The sequence below is a fragment of the Saccharopolyspora elongata genome (assembly GCF_004348985.1).
Classification (GTDB): domain Bacteria; phylum Actinomycetota; class Actinomycetes; order Mycobacteriales; family Pseudonocardiaceae; genus Saccharopolyspora; species Saccharopolyspora elongata.
The window spans coordinates 1-21,053 of the sequence record NZ_SMKW01000114.1 but is presented as its reverse complement, the minus strand read 5'-3'; the positions used below and the strand labels follow the sequence as shown (position 1 = coordinate 21,053).

General features: G+C 70.6%; 19 protein-coding genes. 12 read left to right on the top strand and 7 right to left on the bottom strand.

The genetic code is table 11. The features are described 5' to 3' along the window. Positions 1 to 435: 435 nt before the first annotated feature. A complete protein-coding gene (locus E1288_RS42440; RefSeq protein ID WP_132494426.1) occupies positions 436 to 1,080 on the top strand; it encodes a trimeric intracellular cation channel family protein in 645 nt (214 codons plus the stop codon). 221 nt (positions 1,081 to 1,301) lie between these two features. Here E1288_RS42440 and E1288_RS42435 read toward each other — a convergent pair whose 3' ends face one another. Continuing rightward, a complete protein-coding gene (locus E1288_RS42435; RefSeq protein WP_132494424.1) occupies positions 1,302 to 1,754 on the bottom strand; it encodes a peroxiredoxin in 453 nt (150 codons plus the stop codon). Between the two features lie 118 nt (positions 1,755 to 1,872). Between E1288_RS42435 and E1288_RS42430 the strand changes: the two genes are divergently transcribed. Next, on the top strand, positions 1,873 to 3,852 hold the full coding sequence (locus E1288_RS42430) for a hypothetical protein (RefSeq protein WP_132494422.1): 1,980 nt from the start codon (positions 1,873 to 1,875) through the stop codon (positions 3,850 to 3,852). 42 nt (positions 3,853 to 3,894) lie between these two features. Here E1288_RS42430 and E1288_RS42425 read toward each other — a convergent pair whose 3' ends face one another. After that, positions 3,895 to 5,076 carry a low temperature requirement protein A gene (locus tag E1288_RS42425; protein ID WP_165968560.1) on the bottom strand — a complete coding sequence of 394 codons (1,182 nt, stop codon included), beginning with the start codon at positions 5,074 to 5,076 and terminating at the stop codon, positions 3,895 to 3,897. Positions 5,077 to 5,243: 167 nt separating this feature from the next. Between E1288_RS42425 and E1288_RS42420 the strand changes: the two genes are divergently transcribed. Together E1288_RS42420 and E1288_RS42415 are read left to right on the top strand one after the other, a co-directional pair. Continuing rightward, the gene (locus E1288_RS42420) at positions 5,244 to 6,044 is read left to right on the top strand and encodes an Fpg/Nei family DNA glycosylase (RefSeq protein WP_132494420.1); all 801 of its coding nucleotides are present in this window, start codon (positions 5,244 to 5,246) and stop codon (positions 6,042 to 6,044) included. A gap of 280 nt (positions 6,045 to 6,324) precedes the next feature. Further along, complete coding sequence (locus E1288_RS42415) at positions 6,325 to 7,188, top strand: 3-hydroxybutyryl-CoA dehydrogenase (protein ID WP_132494418.1); 864 nt, start codon at positions 6,325 to 6,327, stop codon at positions 7,186 to 7,188. A 63-nt stretch (positions 7,189 to 7,251) separates the two neighbouring features. Here E1288_RS42415 and E1288_RS42410 read toward each other — a convergent pair whose 3' ends face one another. Then, complete coding sequence (locus tag E1288_RS42410) at positions 7,252 to 8,088, bottom strand: alpha/beta fold hydrolase (protein WP_165968559.1); 837 nt, start codon at positions 8,086 to 8,088, stop codon at positions 7,252 to 7,254. Continuing rightward, complete coding sequence (locus tag E1288_RS42405; protein ID WP_132494417.1) at positions 8,085 to 9,131, bottom strand: alcohol dehydrogenase family protein; 1,047 nt, start codon at positions 9,129 to 9,131, stop codon at positions 8,085 to 8,087. Before E1288_RS42405 ends, E1288_RS42410 begins: the two co-directional genes overlap by 4 nt. Positions 9,132 to 9,256: 125 nt before the next feature. Between E1288_RS42405 and E1288_RS42400 the strand changes: the two genes are divergently transcribed. Further along, positions 9,257 to 9,817 carry a TetR/AcrR family transcriptional regulator gene (locus E1288_RS42400; protein WP_235884202.1) on the top strand — a complete coding sequence of 187 codons (561 nt, stop codon included), beginning with the start codon at positions 9,257 to 9,259 and terminating at the stop codon, positions 9,815 to 9,817. 12 nt (positions 9,818 to 9,829) lie between these two features. On the opposite strand, the gene E1288_RS42395 is transcribed toward E1288_RS42400, so the two are convergent. Continuing rightward, positions 9,830 to 10,483, bottom strand: a complete 654-nt coding sequence (locus tag E1288_RS42395) for a GntR family transcriptional regulator (protein WP_132494415.1) — start codon at positions 10,481 to 10,483, stop codon at positions 9,830 to 9,832. Positions 10,484 to 10,626: 143 nt separating this feature from the next. Between E1288_RS42395 and E1288_RS42390 the strand changes: the two genes are divergently transcribed. Continuing rightward, entirely contained in the window at positions 10,627 to 11,808 is a 1,182-nt protein-coding gene (locus tag E1288_RS42390; protein WP_132494413.1) for a CaiB/BaiF CoA transferase family protein, read from the top strand. Beyond that, positions 11,805 to 12,998 carry an acyl-CoA dehydrogenase family protein gene (locus tag E1288_RS42385; protein WP_132494411.1) on the top strand — a complete coding sequence of 398 codons (1,194 nt, stop codon included), beginning with the start codon at positions 11,805 to 11,807 and terminating at the stop codon, positions 12,996 to 12,998. The genes E1288_RS42390 and E1288_RS42385 overlap by 4 nt, the downstream gene beginning before the upstream one ends. Positions 12,999 to 13,161: 163 nt before the next feature. Here the strand turns inward: E1288_RS42385 and E1288_RS42380 are convergent, their stop codons facing one another. Beyond that, complete coding sequence (locus E1288_RS42380; protein ID WP_235884201.1) at positions 13,162 to 14,649, bottom strand: amidase; 1,488 nt, start codon at positions 14,647 to 14,649, stop codon at positions 13,162 to 13,164. A gap of 139 nt (positions 14,650 to 14,788) precedes the next feature. On the opposite strand from E1288_RS42380, the gene E1288_RS42375 reads away from it, so the two are divergent. Next, positions 14,789 to 15,958 carry an MFS transporter gene (locus tag E1288_RS42375; RefSeq protein WP_207954872.1) on the top strand — a complete coding sequence of 390 codons (1,170 nt, stop codon included), beginning with the start codon at positions 14,789 to 14,791 and terminating at the stop codon, positions 15,956 to 15,958. Between the two features lie 103 nt (positions 15,959 to 16,061). Here E1288_RS42375 and E1288_RS42370 read toward each other — a convergent pair whose 3' ends face one another. Continuing rightward, positions 16,062 to 16,868 (bottom strand): SAM-dependent methyltransferase, encoded by an 807-nt coding sequence (locus E1288_RS42370; protein WP_132494409.1) that lies wholly within the window; start codon positions 16,866 to 16,868, stop codon positions 16,062 to 16,064. Between the two features lie 144 nt (positions 16,869 to 17,012). On the opposite strand from E1288_RS42370, the gene E1288_RS42365 reads away from it, so the two are divergent. From E1288_RS42365 to E1288_RS42350, 4 genes are all read left to right on the top strand, one after another. Next, a complete protein-coding gene (locus E1288_RS42365) occupies positions 17,013 to 18,101 on the top strand; it encodes an S-(hydroxymethyl)mycothiol dehydrogenase (RefSeq protein WP_132494430.1) in 1,089 nt (362 codons plus the stop codon). Then, on the top strand, positions 18,098 to 18,727 hold the full coding sequence (locus E1288_RS42360) for an MBL fold metallo-hydrolase (RefSeq protein WP_132494407.1): 630 nt from the start codon (positions 18,098 to 18,100) through the stop codon (positions 18,725 to 18,727). The genes E1288_RS42365 and E1288_RS42360 overlap by 4 nt, the downstream gene beginning before the upstream one ends. Before the next feature lie 194 nt (positions 18,728 to 18,921). Then, the gene (locus tag E1288_RS42355; RefSeq protein WP_235884200.1) at positions 18,922 to 20,163 is read left to right on the top strand and encodes a sensor histidine kinase; all 1,242 of its coding nucleotides are present in this window, start codon (positions 18,922 to 18,924) and stop codon (positions 20,161 to 20,163) included. Positions 20,164 to 20,200: 37 nt separating this feature from the next. Beyond that, entirely contained in the window at positions 20,201 to 20,896 is a 696-nt protein-coding gene (locus tag E1288_RS42350) for a response regulator (protein ID WP_132494405.1), read from the top strand. Positions 20,897 to 21,053: the final 157 nt, after the last annotated feature.

Here is a 21,053-nt window from a genome sequence, read left to right as displayed (position 1 = left end):
GTCCCGGACGCCCACCCGGTTCCCGCAACACGCATCGCGCCACCCGTCACGACGTCGGCAAGACCATCAAACGCGACCTCACCCTCCAACAACACCAAAACCGCACAGGTTAAACAACAAGCTATAGAGCCTGTTTCGAAACTCGCTCTGCGTGGCGGTGCGGGTGGCGGCCCCCTGCGGGAATTGCGGTCGCCGTCTGGACTCCGGGATCCCCGGCTTATGTATGTCCAATACACGGCGCTGGGGCTGTCCTCGCCAGACGACCTCTGAGAACCCGCGGCGGTGCGAGCTGAGTCCCTCACCGCATGCGGCTGACGCCGCATTCCGGAAGAACCGCTGAGAACGCGGGCGCGTTCGGCCGCCTGAACCGGTCGAATGCGCTGCCAACCTGCGGCCGGTTGGGGGAGCCCCGGCGGTGGCGGTGAGAATGTCGCGGTGGATACCGCGATCGTGAATCCGCTGGTGCAGGAGATCCTCGACCTGGTCGGGATCTTCGCCTTCGCGCTCTCCGGCGCGCTGCTCGCCGTGCGGAAGCGCTTCGACGCCGTCGGCATCTTGGTGCTCGCCGAGGTGACCGCGCTGGGCGGCGGGCTGTTCCGGGACCTGGTGATCGGTGCGGTGCCGCCGGTGGCGTTCACCAACGTCGCCTACTTCACCACTCCGCTGGTCGCCGCGGTCGTGGTGTTCTTCTGGCACCCGAGGCTGGCCCGGATCCGGCGGTTCGTGATGTTCTTCGACGCGGTCGGCCTCGGCGTGTTCTGCGTGGCGGGCAGCATCAAGGCGCTGAACTACGGCATGCATCCGCTGGCGGCGATCGCGCTCGGCGCGGCGACGGCGATCGGCGGCGGCGCGGCCCGTGACCTGCTCGCCGGCGAGATCCCGGCGCTGCTGCACCCGAAGAGCGAGATCTACGCGGTGCCCGCCCTGCTCGGCAGCGCGCTGGTGTCGATCCTGGCCGTGACCGGCGTGCTGACGCCGATCACCAGCTCGCTCGCGGCGCTGCTCGCGATCGTCGTCAGGCTGCTCGCCCTGCGTTACGGCTGGCGGGCGCCGCTCGCCCGCGGAACCGGGCCTGCCTAGAGAGTGTTTCGAAATTGGTTTGCGTAGCGGTGCGGGTGGCGGCCCCCTGCGGGAATTACCGCTGCCCCCTCACTGTGGGATCCCCGACTCATGAATGACCAATTCACCACGTCGGGGCTGTCCTCGCTGGGAGAACTCCAGAGGAGTGGGCACCGTGAACCCGCGGCGGTGCGAGTTGAGTCCCACACCGCAAGCGGCTACCGCCGCTTGTAAACCACGACCTAGGTACCCCGCCGGAGCACTTCCAGCGCGGTGTCGGCGTGCGCGGCCATGCGGAACTCGTTGCGGATCACCGCGAGCACCCGCCGCTGCTCGTCGATGACGAACGTGTGGCGCTTCACCGGGATCGGGCCGAACCGCCGCTTCACGCCGAACTGGCGGGCCACCGCGCCGTCGAAGTCGGACAGCAGCGGGAAGCCGAAGCCGTGGGCGTCGGCGAACTTCTGCTGCTTCGCGACCGAATCCGTGCTGATCCCGACCGGCTGGGCGCCGAGCTCGGCGAACTCCGCTGACAGGTCGCGGAAGTGGCAGGTCTCCGCCGTGCAACCGGTCGTCATCGCCGCGGGGTAGAAGAACAGCACCGCGGGGCCGTCGACCAGCAGGTCGGACAGCTTGCGTTCGTTGCCGCGCTGGTCGGTCAGCGCGAAGTCCGCCACCACGTCGCCTTCTCGCATACCGCCTCCTCGAAGGAATCGGGATCCACAGGGTAATGCGCACCGCCGCACACCCGGACGGCCAGCCCGGCGCCGATTCGCCACCGGCCGTCGGGGGCCACCTCTACTGTGGTCGATCATGGATTTGAAGGGCAAGAAGGTATACCTGTCGGGCACCGAAGCGCCAGTTTCCCGGGAGGAGTTGGAGCGGCGGTTGGCGGAGCTCGGCGCCCAGGTGGTCGAGCCGGATGCCGCGCCGGATGCCGCGCCGGATGTGGTGCTGTCCGGGGAAGTCGTGTTCTCGGTTCGCTTACCGGACCTGGAAGAGCAGAAGGTCGGCGTGCCGATGCTGCCGGAAGCCGAGTTGTACGAGCTGCTGCTCCGAGGCGAGCAGGCCGACGGTACTTTCGCCGATCACGACGCGTTGGCGGCGGCGAACGACCCGGCGGAATTGCTCGGCCTGCTCCGGGAAGCGGACTGGACGGCGTTCGCGCCGGAGCGGGATTTGCCTTCGCTGCGCGAAAAACTGGCCGAGCTCGAACGCGAGCACGGTGTTACGGAGGCGCACCGGCTGGCGACCGAGCAGTTGGTGGCGCGCGGCGCTCGGCTGCGCCATCCGCACGCCCATCCCGCCTACGAGGACGGCGGCGGGCTGCTGGACTTCGAGCTCAGCCCGTGCGGTCGGCACCTGGCGACCGGCCGGTGGGGCGAAGACGCGGAAGCGGGCACGGTGCAGATCTGGGAGAAGAGCACCGGGCGCGCCGTCAACGAGATCGTGATCGACGGCGGCGTCGGCTGGCTGGGCGACCGCGACACGGTGCAGTGGTCGGCCGACGGCACGCGCCTCGCCGTCGGGTTCTGCACCAACCAGGTCGGGGTCTGGGATCCCTTCGGGCAGAGCGCCAATCCCCACGGCTACGCGGATGTGACGGACGGCAACGACTCCTCCGCGACCTTCGCGTTGGCACCCGATGGCCGGCGGGCGTACGTCAGCATGCGCACGAGTCACGAGGTGATGGGCTGCATCGCGCCGCTGGACCGGGGCGAGGTCGTCTACGCCCACCAGTTCGACCACCTCGAAGGCACGCGGCCCGAACTGCTCCCCGAGCCGATCCCGGAGGACGCCAGGCAGCTGCTCGGACCGTCGCAGATCGGCCGTGACGGCGAGCCGGACCGCTACGAGTTCTTCTTCGGCCAGGTGCGGTGGTCGCGCGACGGCACCCGGCTCCTGGGCGACGACGGCCCGGTGGCCTGCGTCGTCGACGTGCCGGGCGGGCGGATGCGCTGGCTGGCGCGCATCGGCGATGCCCGCTGGAACGGCCTCAGCATCCCGCTCGCGTGGAGCCCGGACGACCGGTTGGTCGCCGCCGTCGCGAGCGGTGAGCCCGGCACGCTGACCGTGCTCGACGCCCGCACCGGGAACCAGGTCGGCGAATCAGTCGAGCAGACCCCGGGAATGCTGCACTGGGGCATGCGCGATGCGGACGCGCGGCTGGCGATCGTGCTGCCGGACGGCGGCGGCGTCGACGTCCACGACGAGGACGGCCGCCGCTTCCATCTCGACATCGACACGACCAAGAAGATCGGCATGCACGATGCGGGCCCCGAGCGCCCCTGGGCGTGGGATCCGTCGGGGGAGCACGGTGCGTGCCTGACGGCCGACGGACGGGTCGAGGTGTGGTCCCTGGGTGACGAGCCGGCGTGCGTGCGGTCGATCGACGTGCCGGCGGAGACGACGGCGGTGCTGTGGGGCGCCTCCGGGGTGCTGGCCGTGATGGGGGAGTACACGTTGCGGTTCGTGCGCGCCCTGACCGGCGAGGTCGTCGGTGACTTCGAGTTCGGCCAGGAATCCGACGAGGAACTGCGCCCCGTTGAGGAGGGTGACTTCATCGGCGACATGTTCCAGGAGGATTCGTTCCCGCTGGACGAGTCGACCTGGTGCACCATCGCCAAACCGGCCGTGGGCCCGGCGGCGTCCTTGGTGATCGGCCCGGAGGATGCCGACCTCGACGCGGTGCTGGCCTGGACCGTGGACCGGCGCTTCGCGTGGCCGGTGCGGTGGGGCGTCCTGGACGTCGTCGAGGATCTCGAAGCCGCCGAGGCCGCTCTGCAGCGGTGACTTCGTGCCGTGGCTCCGCGCGCACGGGGCCACGGCGGTCGGTCATCGCGCCGAAATCCGGCGCTGCTGCAGGAAAAGCCCGGCGACGAGCAGCAGGGCCATCAGGATTCCCATCGTCAGAACGGAACCCGAGATGGTGAGCAGGTCCGCCAGCAGCGCCACCACCACGAGCAGCGCGCAGCCCACCGCAGTCAGCACCAAGACCGGCGCGCCCGCGTCGGCCATCCGGGAGTGCAGGACGGCCGTCGTCACCAGGTAGACGATCAGCGGGATCGCGACGGTCAACGCTCCGGCGACGGTGCTCACGTGCGCCTTGTGGGCGTTGACCTCGATGGCCACCTCCAGTCCGGCGCCGACCGCGGCGACGGCTGAGAACACCAGGTAGTGGCTGTATCCCCAGGCCAGCGGGGCGCGCTTCGAGTCGCGCAGCTGCTCGACCGCGGAGTGCTTGAAGTAGATCCACCACATCGCGAAGATCATCAGCAGCCCGCCGATGCCGACCTCCAGCAGCTCCGGGGACCAACCGCCGTCGGAGACGTCCTCCTGGATCGCGGCGGTCACGGCCAGCACCACCTCGCCGAGCACGATGATCGTGAACAGCCCGTAGCGCTCCGCGATGTGGTGCGGGTGCCAGGGTGTCCGGGCGCGCCGCTCGGCGAACGCCGGAACCGCGAGTTCGGCCAGGACCAGCACCGCGAAGCCGACCTCGGCCCACGGGTGCGGCAGCGCGAGCCGCAGGAGCCAGCCGATCTGCACCACCGAGATGCCTGCCGCGTACCGCAGCGAGCAACCGCGGCTGTCGGGATGCTCGCGCGCGGCGCGCAGCCACTGGGCGACCATCGCCACGCGCATCACCACGTAACCGATGGTCACGATGGTGAAGTCGTAGTCGTGGAACGCGCCGGGCACCCCGGCGGCGAGCACCAGCACCCCGCCCATCTGCAGCAGCGTCAGCGCGCGGTAGAGGGCGTCGTCGGTGTCGAAGGCGGAGGCGAACCAGGTGAAGTTCATCCAGGCCCACCAGATCGCGAAGAACACCATGGCGTAGCCGATGCCGAACTCGGCGAAGTGCCCCTCGGCGAGCCCGTGGTGCAGCTGCACGGCGGCCTGGCCGACGGCCGCGACGAAGCACAGGTCGAACAGCAGCTCCAAGGGCGTGGCCACGCGGTGTTGTTCTGCCGGGTCGCGCGCGACCATCACGCGGCGCAGAGGTGGGATGTTCATGGCCCGGATTCTCTCCAAGCCGAGCGGAACCCGCTAAGGGGTCGTTCGGGAACGGGGTGCGAGACGTGTGAGCGTGGCCGTCTGGTGCCGGTGCCTTCGGGACGTGCTTGTCCGGAGCCTTTCCGAAACGGCCGCTAGGACGGCGCGCCGGCGGGTAGCCGGGAGGCATGCCCGAATTGCCCGACGTAGCGGGATTTCGCCGGGTCGCGGAGCAGGCGACCGGCAAGCAGGTGCGCGAGGTGCGCGTGCACGATGCGCAGGTGTTGCGCGGCATCGGCGCGGACGCGTTCCAGCGCGCGCTGCGGCGCAGGTTCTTCGCCGAGCCGCGGCGGCACGGCAAGTGGTTGCTGGTACCGACGGCGCCCGCCGCGAACGCCTCGGCGGCGCCGCCGACCTTGCTGGTGCACTTCGGGATGACCGGGAACCTCCAGTGGTGCGCCCACGACGAGGAGCTGCACGCGCACGACCGGGTCGTGTTCGACTTCGCCGCCGGCGAACTCCGCTACCGGGACATGCGGAAGCTGACCGGCATCCACCTCGCGCGGGAACAGGACGAAGTGGACGGTCTGCTGGCCGACCTCGGCCCGGACGCGCAGCGCATCGACGCCGCCGAGTTCGGCTCGCGGCTCACCCGCACCCGGCGCGGCCTCAAGCCGGCGCTGATGGATCAGTCGGTGCTCGCCGGGCTTGGCAACCTCTGCGCCGACGAGATCCTCTGGCGAGCGAGGATCAACCCGAACCGCTCCACCGCGGAGCTCAGCGACGGCGACCTCGGCCGGTTGCACCGCGAGATGCGCGAGATGCTGCGGGTGGCGGTTCGCGCGGGCCGGGTTCCGGACGGCGCGTCGTGGCTGACCGGGCACCGCGACGAGCCGGACCGGAGGTGTCCGCGGTGCTCGTCGGCTTTGCGGCGCTTGCGGATCGGTGGCCGCAGCACCCTCTTCTGCCCGGTGTGCCAGCCGGGGTGACCAGCGCGTACCCATGCCCGGAGTGCATGCATTCATGCGCAGAGGGTGCTGTAACCTGAAAGAACTTCAGGGGGTCAGGGTCGGATCGGGGGGTCCGACCGCGCGGAGCCGGGCCCGGGGGGATCCAGCCCGGCTCCGTACGGCCCACCCTTCCCGCGCGGCGGTGTGATCGACGTGGCCTAGCGCACTGTTTACCGGTCGGTAACCGCTGTTTTTGGCATGATCTGGCCGACGAAGGCCCTGCAGCGGCAGCGCAGCCGGAAGCGGAAGGATCGGTGTGGTGACGAAGATCGAACGCCTGGGAGTCGTCGGTGGCGGGCAGATGGGTGGCGGCATCGCCGAGGTCGGCGCCCGAGCCGGCATCGACGTGATCGTGTGCGAGGTCAACGCCGAGGCCGCGCGCGCCGGCCGGTCCAGGCTGTGGAAGTCGCTCAACCGCGGGGTGGAGAAGGGCAAGCTCACCGAGGCCGAGCGCGACGAGGCGCAGTCCCGCCTGCACTTCACCACCACGGTCGCCGACCTCGAAGACCGGGACATGGTCATCGAGGCGATCGCCGAGGACGAGGGGCTGAAGCTCGGGCTGTTCGCCGAGCTGGACAAGGTGGTGTCCGACCCGGAGGCGATCCTGGCGTCGAACACCTCGTCCATCCCGATCGCCAAGCTCGCCGGCGCCACCAAGCGCCCGCAGCGGGTCATCGGCGTGCACTTCTTCAACCCCGTGCCGGTGCTGAACCTCGTCGAGCTCGTGCCGTCGCTGCTGACCGCCGAGGACACGGTGGAGCGGGCCACGGCGTTCGCCGGTGAGCAGCTGGGCAAGGAGACCATCCGGGCCAAGGACCGGTCCGGGTTCATCGTCAACGCGCTGCTGGTGCCGTACCTGCTGTCGGCGATCCGGATGCTGGAGGGCGGCTTCGCCACCGCCGAGGACATCGACAAGGGCATGGTGCTGGGCTGCGCCCACCCGATGGGCCCGCTGCGCCTGTCCGACCTGGTCGGCCTGGACACCCTGAAGGCCATCGCCGACTCGATGTACGCGGAGTACGCCGAGCCCACCTACGCGGCGCCGCCGCTGCTGCAGCGGATGCTCGACGCCGGCCTCAAGGGCAAGAAGACCGGCAAGGGCTTCTACACCTACGAGAAGTGACCGCTCGCGCGGTCGTGAGTGCGAAAACCGGTTCCAGCCGGTTTTCGCACCCACGAGCTGCGCTCAGGAATCGCTCAGGAAGGTCAGGACTTCTTCGGTGATCCGGGCCGGGTCGTCCTCCATGGCGAAGTGGCCCGCGCCGGGAATGATCGACAGCTCCGCGCCCGGGATGTCCTCGGCCAGGCGTTGCGCATAGGCGAGCGGTTGCCAGCGGTCCCCGGCTCCCCACACGATCTTCGTCGGTGCCGCAAGGGTTTTCAGCAGCGGGGCCACCCGTTGCGTCGGCGCCGAGTCGTAGTGGCGGACCTGATGCTCGAAGAACGACGCCCGGCCCATCGGTGTCCGGTGCGGAGCGAGGTAGGCCTCCAGGGTTTCGCCGGTCATCCGGGCCGGGTCCACCACCGTCATCGCCAGCTGGCGGGTCAGCATCGCCTCGAACTCCGCCTGGGGCATGGCGGCGTGGTCGGCGAGGTGGTCGCGGATGATCTCCCGCCAGGTGCTCGACGGCCACGAGTCGTAGCTCACCGAGTCGATCAGCACCAGGCGTTCGACGCGGTCCGGGCGGCGGGTGGCGAAGATCTGCGCCACCGCGCCGCCGATGTCGTGGGCGATCAGCGCGCAGCGCCGGATTTCCTGCTGCGCCAGGACTTCTTCGAGCAGATCCGCCTGTGCCTCGACCGAGGTGTCGCGGTTCGGCGGGCGCTCACTGGCGCCGTAGCCCAGCAGGTCGTAGGCCAGCACGCCGTGCCCCGCGGCTTCGACGGGCGGGATCACGTTGCGCCAGATGTGGGAATGCGACGGCGTTCCGTGCAGGAACACGAGCGTTTCGCCGGTGCTGCCGGCGGTTCGCCGGTAGGCCAGTCGGACCCCGTCGACGATCAGGTCGCGGTCCAGGATCATGTCGCGCCGTCCAGGGTGATCACGAGCTTGCCGAAGAAGTCCTTGGCGGCGAAGGCCTCCTGCGCTTCGGGCAGTTCGTGCAGCGGGTACGTCCCGGCCAGCAGCGGCGTCAGCTCGCCGCGGGCGATGTGCTGCAGGAGCTGGGTGAAGTCTTCGTGGGTGCCGAACGAAGAGCCGATCAGCTGAAGCTGGCGGAGGTAGACCGTGCGCAGATCCGTCTCCACCAGCGGACCGGCGATCCCGCCGGCCACGACGTAGCGCCCCAGCGGCCCGAGCATCCGCAGCAGCGCGGGGAAGCTCGGCCCGGCCACCACGTCGGCGACCACGTCGACCGGGCCGACCGCGGCCCGCACCGCCGCCTCCAGGTCGGCGGCGCGCCGGTCCACCGTCGCTTGCGCTCCGAGGCGCAGCGCGCGCTCCCGCTTCGCGGCGCTGGTGATCGCCACGACGCGCGCTCCGCGCAGCGTCGCGAGCTGGATCAGCGCCGAGCCGACCCCGCCGGAGGCACCGGTGACCACCACGGTCTCGCCGGTGCCGACGGCCGCCCGGTTCAGCATGCGCATCGCCGTCGCGTACGCGGTGGGGAAGGTCGCCAGCTCCGCATCGCCGAGGTCGCTGTCGATCGGGTGGGCGTTCTGGGCGGGCACGGTGGTGAATTCGGCGAATCCGCCGTCGCGCTCGCTGCCCAGGTACGCGGTGTCGACCAGTTCTCGTTCGCCGCCGGTGTAGAGCATCGGGTCGACGATCACCCGCTCGCCCAGCCGCGATCGGGGCACGCCCGCGCCGGTCTGGTCGATGCGGCCGACCACGTCGGCGCCCTGGATGCGCGGGAATTCCAGCGGCTCCCGCCGCCAGCCCGCGCTCGCTCCCGGGTCGTCGGGGGAGCCGTACGCGCCTTCGCGGGTCCAGATGTCGGTGTTGTTGATCGCCGTGGCGGCGACCCGGATGCGCACCTCGCCCGGTCCGGCCTGCGGCTCGGGCACGTCTTCGCGGTACGCCAGCTTCTCCGGCCCGCCGAAGCCGGTGAGCAGCACTGCCCTCATGGGAAACACTCCGTTCTGGGTCTCGGCGCCGGTCAGAGCAGGTATACCGACCGGTGTGGTTACCAGGGTAGGCATGCACGGTCGTGGTGTGTCAACACACCGGTCGGTATAGTCGAGGCGTGGAGTTGTTGGAAAGGCTGACGCCGGCCGGGCGGCGGGTGCTCGACATGGCGGCCGAGCTGTTCTACCGGCAGGGCATCCACGCCGTCGGCGTCGAGGCGATCGCCGCCGAAGCGGGCGTCACGAAGAAGACCCTGTACGCGTGCTTCGGCTCGAAGGACCAGCTGGTCACGGCGTACCTGGTCGAGCGGGACCAGCGCTGGCGCGCCTGGCTCCAGCGGTGGGTCGCCGAGCACGCCGCCACGCCGGCGGACGAGCTGCTGGCGGTCTTCGACGCGCTCGACGCGTGGATGGGCGGCGCGGGCTTCCGGGGCTGCGGATTCGTCAACGCCCTGGCGGAGATCCCCGATCCGGAGAGCCCGGCCCGCGCGGTGATCATCGGCCAGAAGCGGTGGATGCGCGAGTACTTCGAACAGCTCGCCGCGACGGCCGAGCTGGCCGATCCGGCGGACTTCGCCGACAGCGCCCTGCTGCTCTACGAGGGCGCGACGGTCGCGGCCTCGGCGGGCTTCGACGGCGCGGTCCGCCAGGCGCGCCGGACCGCGGAGATCTTGCTCCGGGCCTGAACTCCGGCTTGATCAGTCCACTTCGGACGCGATGGTGGCGCGCAGCGCGTCGACCGCGTGCCTGCGGTGCTCGTCGAGCAGGCGCACGAGGTCGTCGGCCCGTCGGTCCGCGACCGCCGCCACGATCGAATCGTGCTCGTGGCGGACGCGTTCGCGGTTGGTGCTGGAGTTGTAGTACACCGCGCGGTAGGCGTCGGTGGCGTCCCAGAGCGTGCGCACGACGCGCAGCAGGCGGGGCATTCCGGCGGGCTCCAGCAGCGCGAAGTGGAACCGCCGGTTCGCCGCGATCATCGCGACCAGGTCGCCGCTGTCAGCGGCCTTCTCGACGTCGACCTGGGCGTCGGTGATGCGGGCCAGGTCGGCCTCGGTGAGCCGCTCGGTGGCCACCGACGCGGCCTCCGATTCGAGCAGCTCGCGCATCCGGTAGACCTCCAGCAGGTCGCTCAGCGACAGCTCCGCCACCGAATACCCCCGGTGCGGCTGGTAGATCACCTGGCCCTCGGCCTCCAGCGTCTTCAGCGCCTCGCGCAGCGGAACCCGGCTCACGCCGAGGCGCTGGGCGATGGTGTCTTGCCGGATCGGCTGGCCCGGCGCCAGCTCCCCGGACACGATGGCCCTGCGGAGCTCGCCGAGGACGAACTCCTGGGTGGTGGGTGGTCGTTGCATCGGCTCTCCGGTTTTCGCGGTTCTCCGGCGTCTTGACCGCCGCCCGAACAACTGTATATTGGATCCAATATTGCGGCGAGGCAAGCCGCTGTTCGGGCCACCGCGCCGGATCGCGCTGGTCCGCCTGGCGGAAGGGTGGGTGCATGGAGACGCTGCCGCTGGAGGGCGTGGTCGTCGCGGACTTCAGCCGGGTGCTGGCCGGGCCGTACGCGACCATGCTGCTGGCCGACCTCGGCGCGACGGTGATCAAGGTGGAACGCCCCGAAGGCGGCGACGACACGCGTTCGTGGGGACCGCCCTGGACCGAGCACAGCTCCGCCTACTTCGAGTCGGTCAACCGGAGCAAGCGCAGCATCGCCCTCGACCTCGCCGACCCGGCCGGTCAGGAGGCCGCGCGCCGGCTCATCCGCCGCGCCGACGTCCTGGTGGAGAACTTCAAGTCGGGCTCGCTGGCCCGCTACGGCCTGGACCACGAGAGCGCGCTCGGCATCAATCCGCGGCTGGTCTACGCCTCGATCTCCGGGTTCGGCAGCAAGGAAGGCGCGCACCTGCCCGGCTACGACTTCGTGGTGCAGGCGCTCGGCGGCCTGATGAGCATCACCGGCGAGGCCGACGGCGCGCCGATGAAGGTCGGCGTGGCGCTGGTGGACGTGCTCACCGGCAAGGACGCGGCGCTGGGCATCATGGCGGCGCTGCGGCGCCGCGAGCTGACCGGCCGCGGCCAGCACGTCGAGGTGAACCTGCTGTCCAGCCTGTTGGCGTCGCTGGCGAACCAGATGAGCAACCTGCTGACCACCGGGGTCGCGCCGCAGCGGATGGGCAACCGGCACCCGAGCATCGCGCCGTACGAGGCGCTGCGCTGCGAGGACGCCTTCCTGGCCGTCGCGGTCGGCAACGACGGGCAGTTCCGCAAGCTCTGCGATGCGCTGGGCCTGGTCGCGCTGCCCGACGACCCGAGGTTCGCGACCAACGCGCAGCGGGTGGCCAACCGCGAGGAACTGGCGAAGCAGCTGGAGAACGTGCTCGGCGCGCGGACCGCCGCGGACTGGCAGCGGCGCCTGCAGGGCGTGGGCATCGCGTGCGGCCAGGTCAACGACCTGTCGCGGGCCGTGCACTACGCCGAATCGCTGGGACTGCGGCCGATGGTCGATCCCGGTGGCGGCGCGGCGATGCAGGTGCGCACGCCCATCGACTTCTCCGGCCACGGCACCGCCGAGGTGGCGGCGCCGCCGCTGCTCGGCGAACACACCGAGGAAGTCCTCGCCTGGCTGGAGGATTCCGAACAACAGCTTTCCCCGCTCGTCTCGAGGAGGAGCCCGCAATGAGTGCCGGTGGAAAACGTCCCGCGTTCGACCCGCGCGATCCGCTGGGGATCGACGCCGAATTCACCCCGGAGCAGCTCGCGATGCGCGACAGCGTGCGCGCGCTGTGCCGGGACCACGTGCAGCCGTACGTCGCGGAGTGGTTCGAGCGCGGCGAACTCCCGCAGGTCCGGGAACTGGCCCGGGAACTGGGCAAGCTCGGCGTGCTGGGCATGCACCTGGAGGGCTACGGCTGCGCCGGACTGTCCGCAGTGGACTACGGCATCGCCTGCGAGGAGCTGGAGGCCTGCGATTCCGGGCTGCGCTCGCTGGTTTCGGTGCAGGGCTCGCTCGCGATGTTCGCGATCTGGCGGTGGGGCTCGGAGGAGCAGAAGCAGCACTGGCTGCCGCAGATGGCCGCGGGCGAGGCGGTCGGCTGCTTCGGCCTGACCGAGCCCGACCACGGCTCCGACCCGGCCTCGATGCGCACCGCCGCGCGCCGCGACGGCTCCGACTGGGTGCTCAACGGCCGCAAGATGTGGATCACCAACGGTACGGTCGCCTCGGTCGCCGTGGTGTGGGCGCAGACCGACGAGGGCGTGCGCGGCTTCGTCGTGCCGACCGACACGCCGGGCTTCTCGGCGCCGGAGATCAAGCACAAGCTTTCGCTGCGGGCGTCGGTGACCAGCGAGCTGGTTCTCGACGACGTCCGGCTGCCCGCCGACGCGGTGCTGCCGGAGGTCACCGGTCTGCGCGGGCCGCTGTCCTGCCTGAACGAGGCGCGCTACGGCATCGTGTGGGGCGCGGTCGGCGCCGGGCGCAGCTGCCTGGAGGTGGCGCTGGACTACGCGACCACCCGCGAGCAGTTCGGCCGGCCGATCGGCGGTTTCCAGCTCACCCAGGCCAAGCTCGCCGACATGGCGGTGCGCGTCCAAAATGGACGGTTGCTGGCGCTGCACCTCGGCAAGCGCAAGGACGCCGGCGAGCTGACCCCGCAGCAGGTGAGCTTCGGCAAGCTCGACAACGTCCGCGGTGCGCTGGAGGTGGCCCGCACGGCCCGGACCATCCTGGGCGCCAACGGGATTTCGCTGGAGTACCCGGTGATCCGGCACATGACGAACCTGGAATCGGTGCTGACTTACGAGGGAACCAGCGAGATGCACGCCCTGACCATCGGCCAGGCCCTGACCGGCCTCGCCGCCTTCCGCGGCTGATCTCCCCGCGGTTTCAACGAGGTTTTTCCAACCTCGATTTGCGTGGCGGTGTGTTGTCCACACCCTCCGGCGTGTCGGGGTCCGACGCGCCGGAGGGCCGCAATTTCCATTGAAATCAGAGGTCTGATTTCCATTGAAATTGCGGTTCACCGGGGCCGTGGGGTCAGCGGAGCATGGGGGGTAGGACGCGGTGGGTCCAGTCGGTGGCCTGCTCGTAGGCGTGCGCCAGTTGCAGCAGCGGCCACTCCGCGTGGTTCCGGCCGATCAGCTGGACCCCCATCGGCAGCCCGGACTCGCTGAAGCCGACGGGCAGGTTGACGATCGGCAGCCCGGACAGCGTCCACGGCGCGACCGTCTCCATCCAGCGGTGGTAGGTGTCCATCGACCGGTCGCCGATCTGCTGCGGCCAGCGCTGACCGGCCTCGAACGGGAACACCTGCGCGCTCGGCGCGAGCAGGAAGTCGTAGTCCTCGAACAGCCCGGCCACCGCGGCGTACCACTCGTCGCGGCCGGTCAGGGCACGTGCGATGTCGTCGACCGTCAGCCGCCGGTAGCCCTCGATCTCGAAGACCAGCTCTGGCTTGAGCAGCTCCCGGGTGGCCGGGTCGGCGTGCAGTTCGGCGTTCTTGCGCCCGACCGTCCACGCCCGCCACAGCAGGAAGGTCTCCCAGGCCTGCTCGACCGGTAGCCGGCGCGACACCGGCTCCACCTCGCAGCCGATCTCGGCGAAGGCGCCGAAGGACGCCGTGCACAGGTCGAGCAGCCCTGGCTCGGTGGCCAGGTAGCCGTCGAAGTCGCCGATCCAGCCGATCCGGGCCCCGCCGAAGTCGTGTTCCAGGTTCCCGGTGAACAGCTCCGGGTCCTGCTCGATGCTCAGCGGCGCGCGCTCGTCCGGACCGGCCATTGTGGACAGCAGCATCGCGATGTCCCGCACCGTGCGCCCCATGGGGCCGACCACCGCGGGCTCGCTCAGGAACCCCTCGCTCGGGATGCGGCCGAAGCCTGGGCGCAGCGACACGAGGTTCCCCCACGCCGCGGGGTTGCGCAGCGATCCCATGAAGTCGCTGCCGTCGGCGACCGGCAGCATCCGCAGGGCCAGCGCGGCACCGGCGCCGCCGCTGCTGCCGCCCGCGCTGCGCGTGGTGTCGTAGGCGTTGAGCGTGGTGTCGAACACCGGGTTGAAGGTGTGCGAGCCGAGGCCGAACTCGGGGACGTTGGTCTTGCCGACGACGATCGCGCCGGCCTCCCGCATCCGCCGCACGTGCAGGTCGTCGGTCGTCGCGACCTGGTCGGCGAAGATCGGCGAGCCCATCGTGGTGGGGAACCCGTTCGCGTGGGAGAGGTCCTTCACCGCGATCGGGAAGCCGTGCATCCAGCCGGTGGGGTCGCCGCGGTCGAGTTCCTGGTCGCGCTGCTGCGCCTGCTCGACGAGCTCGGCCTCGTCGGCGCGCGACACGATCGCGTTCACCGCCGGGTTGAGCCGGTCGATGTGCCGGAGGTAGGTCTCCATCACCTCGACGCAGGTGATCTCCCGGCGGCGGATCAGCCAGGACAGCTCCACCGCGTCCAGCAGCACCAGGTCGGGGACCTCCGGCGCGGGCAGCCGGGAACCGGGCGCCACGACCACGCTGTCTTCCTGTTGTCGACCCACGCTGTCGACCTTTGCGCCTCGTCCGGGGCGCGTCAACCAGACGGTCAGGGAGGCGTGCGTCACGTTAGCGTTGCTAAAAATCCGGTGGCTTCGCACGCTGGTAAGACCACCGCACCGCAACGTGCCGCGAGGAGGACGCATGCCCGCAGTGGCCGTCGCCGAGCAGGCTCCGCGGACCATCGGGATCCCGCGGGTGCTGTCATCCGTGGCCGCGGTCGTGACGGTCGGGGTGTTCCCGGTGTTCCTCGTCGGCGGCATGGGCGTGCAGCTGCAGCAGGACTTCGGGTTCGGCGCGGCGCTGCTGGGCGTGGGCGCGGCCGGCTTCTTCGGCGTCGCGTCGCTGTCGTCCCGGACGATGGGGTGGGTCGTCGAGCGGATCGGTGCCCGAAAGGGCATGCGGTTGGGTGCGCTCGGCAGCTCGGTCTGCCTGTTCGGACTGGCCCTGGCGCCCGGTGTGCCCTGGCTGCTGGGCTTGCTGTGGGTGGCCGGACTGCCGAACTCCCTGGCCCAACCGGCCTCCAACCTGCTCATCGCGCAAGGCATCCCGGCCAACCGCCGGGGCATGGGCTTCGGCGTCAAGCAGTCCTCCATCCCGGCCGCGACGCTGCTGGCCGGGGTCGCGGTGCCCGCCGTGGCGCTGACCGTCGGCTGGCGGTGGGTGTTCGTGATCGCCGGTGTGGTCGGCCTGGTCGCCGCCGTCGCGGTGCCGCGGCTGCCGGACGCCGAGCGGTCCGTCGCGCGCAGTGCCGATTCCGGCGGGCGCGACGCGGGCCGCGGCGCGCTGCTGTTGCTGGCGATCTCCGGCGGCCTCGGTTCGGCGGCGGCCAACGCGCTCGGCGCGTTCGTCACCACCACCGCCGTCGAGGTCGGGTTCAGCCCGTCCGCGGCGGGATTGGTGCTGTCGCTGGGATCGGCGACCGGGCTGACGATCCGGTTGTGCGCGGGGGTCATCGCGGACCGCAAGAACCCGAACCTGGTGCGGATGATCACCGCGATGCTGCTGATCGGTTCGATCGGCTTCGGGCTGATGGCGGTGAACTCGCCGGTGGCGTTCCTGATCGGCGTGTCCATCGGCTTCGGCGCGGGCTGGGCCTGGCCCGGGCTGCTGAACTTCGCGGTCGCCAAGATCGCCCCGAACCGGGTCGCCAGCGCCACCTCGTTCACCCAGACCGGCATCTACCTCGGCGGCAGCCTCGGGCCGCTGCTCTTCGGAGTCCTGGCGGAGCAGGCGGGCCTGGCGGGGGCCTGGCTGGCGGCGGGAATCGCGGCGATCCTCGCGGGCGTCCTGCTGCTGTTCATCCGCCGCTGAGCCGGTTCCAATTTTAGGCAAAGTCGGAAACCACCCGGAACCGCCGGATACCGGAGTTCCCCAATTTTAGGCAAAATCGGAAACCCCTCCGGGTGCTCCGGCGTCAGTGCTTCCGGGCGACTCCGCCGTAGAGCAGGCGGTAGGGGCGCTTCGCCGAGGTCCGGCCGGGTTCCGGGCGCCAGTCCGACAGGTACATCGTTCCCGGCGGGACGACCTCGAAGTCGCCGAACTGCTTCTCGATCCACTCCACTTCGCGCGGGTGCAGCGGGTCCGTCGTCTGCTCGTAGCGGCTCGCCAGGATGCGCATCTCGTCCGGGTCGTGGCTGCCGGTCAGGTGCGAGACCACCAGGTGGCTGCCGGGAACCAGCGCGTCCCGGTAGGCCTCGACCAGCGCGACCGGGTCGTCGGAGTCGGGGACGAAGTGCAGCACCGCCGCCATCAGCAGCGCCACCGGCTGGTCCAGGTCGAGCAGCTCGGCGGCTTCCGGGGAATCCAGGACCGCCTGCGGGTTCCGGCAGTCCACCCGGATGATCTCGGCGCGCGGCTCGCCGGCCAGCAGCGGCTTGCTGTGCGCGACGGTGAGCGGCTCGTTGTCCACGTACAGCACCCGGAAGTCGCGGGTCCGGCGCCGGGCCACCTCGTGCACGTGGCCGATGGTGGGGATGCCCGAGCCGAGGTCGATGAACTGGCGGACGCCGTGCGCGAGCAGGTATTCCACGGAACGCCGGACGAACGCCCGGTTCTCCCGGTACGACTCGCCGATGTGCGGCAGCGCCCGCTCCAGGTCTTCCATGAATGCCCGCTCGCAGCCGAGGTTGTGGCTGCCGCCGAGGAAGGCGTCGTAGATCCGGGCTGCGCAGGGCCGGGCGATGTCCATTTCCCGGACCGGCGGAATGCGCATGTCGGTCATGATCGTCCTCCCCCCGCGTACTGGAATCGTACAGTAGTCAATCAGTAACACAGGGTGTTCGAGATCGATCCGGTGTCGCTCTTGCTGACGGTCGAGCGCGCGTACGACGATGGTGGCCGAAACGACGATTTGCTGGAGGTGCTCGTGGCCGACGACGTCCGCGCGGTGGTGGCGACCGGGAAAGGCGCACCGGTCGAGGTGGTGACCATCCGCGTTCCGGATCCGGGACCCGGCGAGGCCGTGGTGCGGGTGCAGGCGTGCGGGGTGTGCCACACGGACCTGCACTACCGCGAGGGCGGTATCAGCGATGAGTTTCCGTTCCTGCTCGGGCACGAGGCGGCGGGCATCGTCGAAGCGGTCGGCGAGGGCGTGCGCGACGTGCAGCCCGGCGACTTCGTGATCCTCAACTGGCGCGCGGTGTGCGGGGTGTGCCGGGCCTGCAAGCGGGGCCGGCCGCAGTACTGCTTCGCCACCCACAACGCCGCGCAGCCGATGACGCTGACCGACGGCACGCCGCTGTCGCCGGCGCTGGGCATCGGGGCCTTCGCGGAGAAGACGCTGGTGCACGCCGGGCAGTGCACCAAGGTCGATCCCGCGGCGCGCCCGGCGGTGGCCGGGCTGCTGGGCTGCGGCGTGATGGCCGGGATCGGGGCCGCGGTCAACACCGGCGGCGCCGGGCCGGGGGACACCGTCGCGGTGCTGGGCTGCGGTGGCGTCGGCGACGGCGCGATCGCCGGGGCGAGCATGGTCGGCGCGCGGCGGATCATCGCGGTGGACCGGGACCCGAAGAAGCTGGAGTGGGCGCGGCAGTTCGGTGCCACGCACACCGTCGACGCCGCCGAGACCGATGCCGTCGAGGCGATCCGGGAGCTCACCGGCGGTTTCGGCGCCGACCTGGTGATCGACGCGGTCGGCCGCCCGGAGACCTTCCAGCAGGCCTTCTACGCGCGCGACCTGGCCGGCACCGTGGTGCTGGTCGGCGTGCCGACGCCGGAGATGAAGCTGGAGCTGCCGCTGCTGGACGTGTTCGGCCGCGGCGGCGCGGTGAAGTCCAGCTGGTACGGCGACTGCCTGCCGGAACGCGACTTCCCGATGCTGATCGAGCTCTACCTGCAGGGCCGGTTGCCGCTGGAGAAGTTCGTCAGCGAGGAGATCGCGCTGGACCAGGTGGAGCAGGCGTTCGAGAAGATGCACCGCGGCGAGGTGCTGCGTTCGGTGGTGACCTTCGGATGACGCCGCGCATCGACCACACGACCACGTCCGGCACGTTCTCGCTGGACGGCCAGACCTTCGACGTCGAGAACAACGCGTGGGTGGTCGGCGACGACCGCGAGTGCGTGATCATCGACGCGCCGCACGACGTCGAGGCGATCCGCCGGCTCGTCGGCGACCGCCGCGTGCTGGGCGTGGTGTGCACGCACGCCCACGACGACCACGTGCGCAGGGCTCCGGAGCTGGCCGACGCGGTCGGCGCGCCGATCTTCCTGCACCCCGACGACATGGTGCTGTGGAACCTGGTGCACCCGGACCGCGAGCCGGACCGGGAGCTCGCCGACGGCCAGGTGATCGAGGTCGGCGGCGCGAGCCTGCGGGTGCTGCACACGCCCGGCCACGCGCCGGGCGCGGTCTGCCTCTACTCGCCCGAACTCGGCGTGGTGTTCACGGGCGACACGCTGTTCGCCGGCGGGCCCGGGGCGACCGGGCGGTCCTATTCGGACTTCGACGTCGTCGTGGCGTCGATCCGGGACCGGCTGCTGCCGCTGCCCGACGACACCGAGGTCCGGACCGGACACGGGGAGAGCAGCACGATCGGCGCGGTCCGGCCGCAGTTCGACGAGTGGGTCGCGCGCGGGTACTGACCGTTCCAGGTAGGTCGGCGGCGGCGAACGGTAGGTTCGCCGCTACGACTTTCGCCGGATGAAGCGCGTCGGTGCGGTGCGACACGATCTTGGCTCTCGTGAGTGTTCGTTCCGGTAAGAACCGGAATTCCCGCTCACGAGGAGCCCGCGCCGACGCGCTGACGGCTTCAGGAACGGTCTCGAGGCAGGTTCGATTGGTCGATCACGCAATTGGCCGCGCCGCGGTCGTCGAGCGGCGGACCGGCGTGCCGGCCTGGGCCACCGCGCATCGCGCCATGCTCGGCGATCTCGCCTTCGTGCTGGTGCTTTCGGTGCTGCACGGCTTCGACCTGACCATTGGCGACCATCCACCGTGGATGGACTGGTGGTGGCCGCTGCTGGTGAGCGTGCCCGCCACCAGCCTGCTGCTGCTGCGCCGGCGGGCGCCGTGGCTGGTGCTGTTCGCGTTGCTGGCGGTCGCCGTCGGGCTCACCTTGCTGCAGCTGAACATCGGCGGGCTGAACCTGGTGATCCTGGTTGCGGTCTACTCCGTCTGCGTGCGCAACTCGGTGGTCGGCGAGGTGGGCGCCGCGACGATCGCGATGGTCTACCCGGTCAGCGAGCTCGTCGTCTACGAGCTGACGCCGGTGGAGGGGCTGCTGCGGATCTCCGGCGCGGTGGTGAACCTCGTGATGGTGGTCGGCTGGGCCCGGGCGGTGCGGATCGGCCGTCGGCGGGCGGCGCAGCTGGAGCAGACCATGGCGCTGCTGGACGAGGCGCGCGATCAGCTCGCGGCCGACGCCGCGGTCGTCGAACGGGCCCGCATAGCCCGCGAGTTCCACGACATCGTGTCGCACAACCTGTCCGTGGTCGCGCTGCGCGCGGGCGTCGCTCGCGCGCTGATCGACCGCGATCCGGATCACGCCCGGCAGACCCTGCAGGAGCTCGAACAGACCTCGCGCGGCGCGCTGGGGGAGATGCGCAACCTGCTCAACGTGCTGCGCGATCGCAACCCGGCCGGTCAGGACCCGATGGACTGGCAGCCGACGCCCAGCCTGGACGGGGTGGACGCGCTGGTCGAGTCGGTCCGCGGCGGGAACGTGGTGTGGACGCTGGACCGGCGCGGCAAGGTCCGCGAGCTCGGCTCCGGTGTGGAGATGACCGCGTACCGGATTGTGCAGGAAGCGATGACGAACGTGCTCAAGCACGCCGGGGCCGGCCGGGCGCGGGTGTTGCTGGACTACGGGCCCGATGCGCTGCGGATCGAGGTGACCAACAGAGTCAGCGGGATCGACGCGGTGGATGGCAGGCCTGTCTCCCAACAGTCGGGACATGGGCTGATCGGCCTGCGGGAACGCGTTGCGCTGCTGGGCGGAACCTTGACCGCACATCCGGTTTTGAACGGATTTCACCTTGAAGCCGTGCTACCGTGCCCGGAAAATTCGGACCTGGCCTGAGTCGGAATGCAGGCGGTCCGGACCGAGGAGGCCCGGCGTGGAAACTGCGGACACGACTGTCCTGGTAGCCGATGACCAAGCGATGATCCGCGCGGGACTGGTTGCCCTGTTGTCCAACGAGCCGGGCCTGCGGGTCCTGGCCGAGGCGGCCGACGGCGATGCGGCGTTGGCGGCGGTGCGCCGCCGACGGCCCGACGTGGTGCTCATGGACGTGCGGATGCCCGGCAAGGACGGCATCGCGGCGGCCGGCGACATCATCGCGGAGACCGGCGGCGAGACCTCGGTGATCATGCTCACGGTCCACGACCTCGACGAGTACGTCTACGCCGCACTGCGCGCCGGAGCCAGCGGTTTCCTGCTCAAGGACGCCACGCCGGAGGAGTTGGTCAAGGCCGTGCACACGGTCGCGGCCGGAGACGCGCTCCTGTCGCCGCGGGTCACCAAGCGGCTCCTGCAGCGCTTCGCGGCGCTGGGCGTCCGCGACGCGCGCAGCGAGCTGAGCGTGCTGACGGAGCGGGAGTTGGACGTGCTGCTGGAGGTCGCGCGCGGCGGGTCGAACGCCGAGATCGCCCGCAACCTCGGTTTAGCGGAGCTGACGGTCAAGTCGCACCTCTACCACGTGATGCAGAAGCTGCACCTCAGTTCGCGCACCCAGCTGGTGATCACGGCCTACGAGACCGGCCTGGTCTGCCCCGGCCAGGCCGAGGTGCGCCCGCGCCAGGCCTCGGCCTGACCCCGGTGCCGCAATTTCCATTGAAATCGGACCTTCGATTTCCATTGAAATTGCGGCCCCACCGGGACGGGGCGCGGCCCCGCTGGGGCGGGGGTGCTGTCTCTTATACCCATCTCCGAGCCCCCGAGACACTGAGCGAACTCGTATGCCGTCCTCT